Genomic DNA, 4,097 nt, shown 5'->3' on the forward strand with positions numbered 1-4,097 from the left:
GCATCCCCACCGCCCACAGACCGGGGCTGAGCGAACTCCGCAAGCAGACTGGAGGGCCGTACGAGAGTGAACGCGGGCGCGAACCGCGCCCAGTCCACATCGACCACCAGCAGAGCAGCATCGGCGGACGCGACGCTCTGCCGGAGAGCCGTCAGCGCCGCATCCGGCGACATGGGCGGCAGCCCTTCGCGCCGCATCCGGGCGTCGAGCGCCTCATCGGCGGCCATACCGCCCTCGGCCCACGGGCCCCAGGCGATCGACGTCGCCGCCAGACCATCAGCGTGCCGCTGCTCGGCCAGAGCGTCGAGATAGGCGTTCGCGGCCGCGTAATTGCCCTGACCAGCGGCGCCGATCGCCCCGCTCATCGAGGAGAAGAGAACGAAGGCGGACAGTTCGATGCCGAGTTCGACGGTCAGCTCGTGGAGGTTGCGGGCGGAGGTCGCCTTCGCCCGCAGCACACTCTCGAACCGGTCCGGGGTGAGCGCGTCGAGTACGCCGTCGTCCAGGACGCCAGCCGTGTGCACGACACCGGTCAGCGAGCCTGACAGTCCTTCCAGCAGAACCCGCAGAGCATCGCGGTCGGCCGTGTCACACGCCACCGCCTCAGCCTCAACACCCAGAGCCTCCAGCTCCGCCACCAGCTCGCCAGCACCCGGAGCCTCCAGGCCACGACGACTGGTCAGCACAACGCGCTCGGCACCCGCGCCCGCCAGCCAGCGAGCCACCCGGCCGCCCAGAGCACCCGTACCACCCGTGACCAGAACCGTCCCCGACGGAACCCACGAACCCGCACCGTCAGAACGCGAGGCACGGACCAGACGACGCCCGAACACACCCGACGAACGCACCGCGACCTGATCCTCAGCACCACCGCCCGCCAGCACACCCACCACACGAGCGACCGCGCGTGCGTCCAGCAGCGCCGGCAGGTCCACCAGACCGCCCCACCGCTCCGGAACCTCCAGAGCCGCCACCCGACCCAGACCCCACACCCCAGCCTGAGACAGGGACTCCAACCGGTCCGAACGACCGACAGAGACGGCCCCACGCGTCAGACACCACACCGGAGCACCCACCCCGGCATCACCCAACGCCTGCACCACAGCAGCCGTCGACCACACCCCATCGCCCTCAAGCGCCAGGAACGACACCACACCGGTCACAGGGCCTTCGACCGACGCCAGCAGGTCCGTCAACGAGGAACGGTCCGCACCCGCCGGCACCACCACACGCCGAACCTCAGCCCCACACTCACCCAGAGCACCCACCAGCACCGAGTCCCCGGCACCCGCCGGAACCACCGCCACCCAGACACCGGACAACCGCGCGGCAGAAGCCTCGCCCACCGGCTTCCACGCCACCCGATAGCGCCAGCCGTCCACCTCCGACTGCGCACGCTGATCCCGGCGCCAGGCCGACAGCGCCGGAAGCACACTGCTCCACGCGTTCTCGTCGCCGACTTCGACGGTCGCCGAGAGCGACTCCAGGTCGCCCCGCTCCACCGCGTCCCAGAAGCGAGCGTCCACCTCATCGGTGATGCCCGTCCCCCGTGCCGCGGGGTCCAGCTCAAGCCAGTAGCGCTGCCGCTGGAAGGCATACGTCGGCAGCTCCACCCGGCGAGCATCCGAGCCCGCGAAGAACCCGGACCAGCTCACCTCCACACCACGAACATGCGCCCCGGCCAGAGCGGCGACAGCCGTCTCCGCCTCGGACCGTCCGCTGCGGAGTACGGGCGTGAAGGCCACGTCCTCGCGCTCGACACACTCCTGCGCGAGGGCGGAGAGGACCCCGTCGGGGCCGAGTTCGACGTACGAGGTGACCCCGGCGGCTTCGAGGGTGCGTATGCCGTCGAGGAAGCGGACCGCCTCGCGGACGTGCCGGACCCAGAAGTCGGGCGACGACATCTCGTTGGTGACGAGCGCGCCGGTCAGGTTGGAGACGACCGGAATGGCCGGGGCCTGATACGTGAGACCCTCCACGACCTGCCGGAACGCCTCCAGCATCCCGTCCATGTGCGGCGAGTGGAACGCATGGCTCACCGTCAGACGCTTGGTCTTACGGTCCGCGAAGTGCGCGATCACCGCGAGGGCCGCGTCTTCGTCACCGGCGATGACCACAGACCGGGGGCCGTTGATCGCGGCGATGCTCACCCGGTCGGTCAGCAGCGGAAGGACCTCGTCCTCCGACGCCTGAATCGCGATCATCACCCCGCCGGTCGGCAGCGCCTGCATCAGACGGCCACGCGCGGCCACCAGCGTGCAGGCGTCCGCCAGCGAGAACACCCCGGCCACATGCGCGGCCGCGATCTCACCGATCGAGTGCCCGGACAGGAAGTCGGGACGGACACCCCAGGCTTCGAGGAGCCGGAACAGCGCCACCTCAATCGCGAACAGCGCCGGCTGCGTCAACGCCGTCTCATCGAGAGCACCGCTCTCGGAAGAGAACAGCGCCTCCTTCAACGGCACATCCAGAAGCCCGTCCAAGTGCGCGCACACCTCATCGAGCGCGTCCGCGAACACCGGATACGCCTCATACAGCTCAGCACCCATCCCCAGCCGCTGACTCCCCTGCCCCGTGAACAGGAACGCCAGCTTCCCGCCGGACGGCGAACCCGCCACCACACCGGCCGCCGAACCACCCTCGGCCAGCACCTCAAGCCCCGCGAGCAGACCCTCCCGATCAGCGGCCACCACAGCCGCACGGTCCTCGAAGGACGCCCGGCCGACCGCCAGAGAGCGGGCGACGTCCACCGGCCGCAGCTCAGGCGTGCCCAGCACGAACGACCGGAGCTGACGGGCCTGCGCCCGCAGCGCCTCCCCGCCCTTCGCCGACAGCACCCACGGCGTCACCGGCATCGCAGCCGACTTCGGCACCGGAGCGTCCCCGGTGTCCGGAGCCTGCTCGATGATGGTGTGAGCGTTGGTGCCGGAAATGCCGAAGGACGAGACGCCGGCCCGGCGCGGACGGCCGGTCTCCGGCCACTCCACCGCCTCCGTCAACAGCGAGACCTCTCCGGCCTCCCAGTCGATCTGCGGCGACGGCTCATCCACATGCAGCGTCCGCGGCAGCACACCATGACGCATCGCCATGACCATCTTGATGATCCCCGCGACACCCGCCGCGGCTTGCGTATGACCGATGTTCGACTTGATCGACCCCAGCCACAACGGCCGGTCCGCCGACTTCTCCCGGCCATACGTCGCCAGCAGAGCCTGCGCCTCGATCGGGTCCCCGAGCCTCGTCCCCGTACCGTGCGCCTCCACCGCGTCCACATCAGCCGCCGACAGACCCGCACTCGCCAGCGCCTCACGGATCACCCGCTGCTGCGACGGACCATTCGGAGCCGTCAGACCATTGGACGCACCATCCTGATTCACCGCGGTTCCACGAACCACCGCGAGGATGGGGTGGCCCTTGGCCCGTGCGTCGGAGAGCCGTTCCACGAGGAGCATGCCGACGCCCTCGCCCCAGCCCGTACCGTCCGCCGCAGCCGCGAACGACTTGCAGCGACCGTCGACCGACAGACCACGCTGACGGCTGAAGTCGACGAACGTCTCGGGGGTGGACATGATCGCCACGCCGCCGGCGAGCGCCATCTCGCACTCACCGCTCCGCAGCGCCTGGATCGCCCAGTGCAGCGCCACCAGCGACGACGAGCAGGCAGTGTCGACAGTGACCGCGGGGCCTTCGAGTCCGAAGGTGTACGCGACCCGGCCCGAGGCGATGCTGCCCGCGTTGCCCGTCCCGATGTACCCCTCGACACCCTCGGGCAGCTCGCCCCCGTCACCGATCCCGGTCACATAGTCGTGATACATCACCCCGGCGAAGACACCCGTCCGGCTGCCCTTCAGCGTCGCCGGATCGATCCCCGCCCGCTCGAACGCCTCCCACGAGGTTTCGAGAAGGAGCCGCTGCTGCGGATCCATCGCCAGCGCCTCACGCGGCGAGATCCCGAAGAACCCGGGATCGAAGTCCGCGGCGTCGTGCAGGAACCCGCCCTCGCGGGTGTACGAGGTCCCGACATGATCCGGGTCCGGGTGATACAGCGACTCCACGTCCCAGCCACGGTCCGACGGGAACGGCGAAACCCCGTCCCC

Annotated in this window: 1 protein-coding gene; it reads right to left on the reverse strand. The window is 70.1% G+C overall.

The features are described 5' to 3' along the window. On the reverse strand, positions 1 to 4,097 hold a 4,097-nt coding region (locus ACF089_RS35825; RefSeq protein ID WP_392036396.1), incomplete at both ends, for a type I polyketide synthase.

The organism is Streptomyces sp. NPDC014894 (genome assembly GCF_043080985.1).
GTDB lineage: Bacteria > Actinomycetota > Actinomycetes > Streptomycetales > Streptomycetaceae > Streptomyces.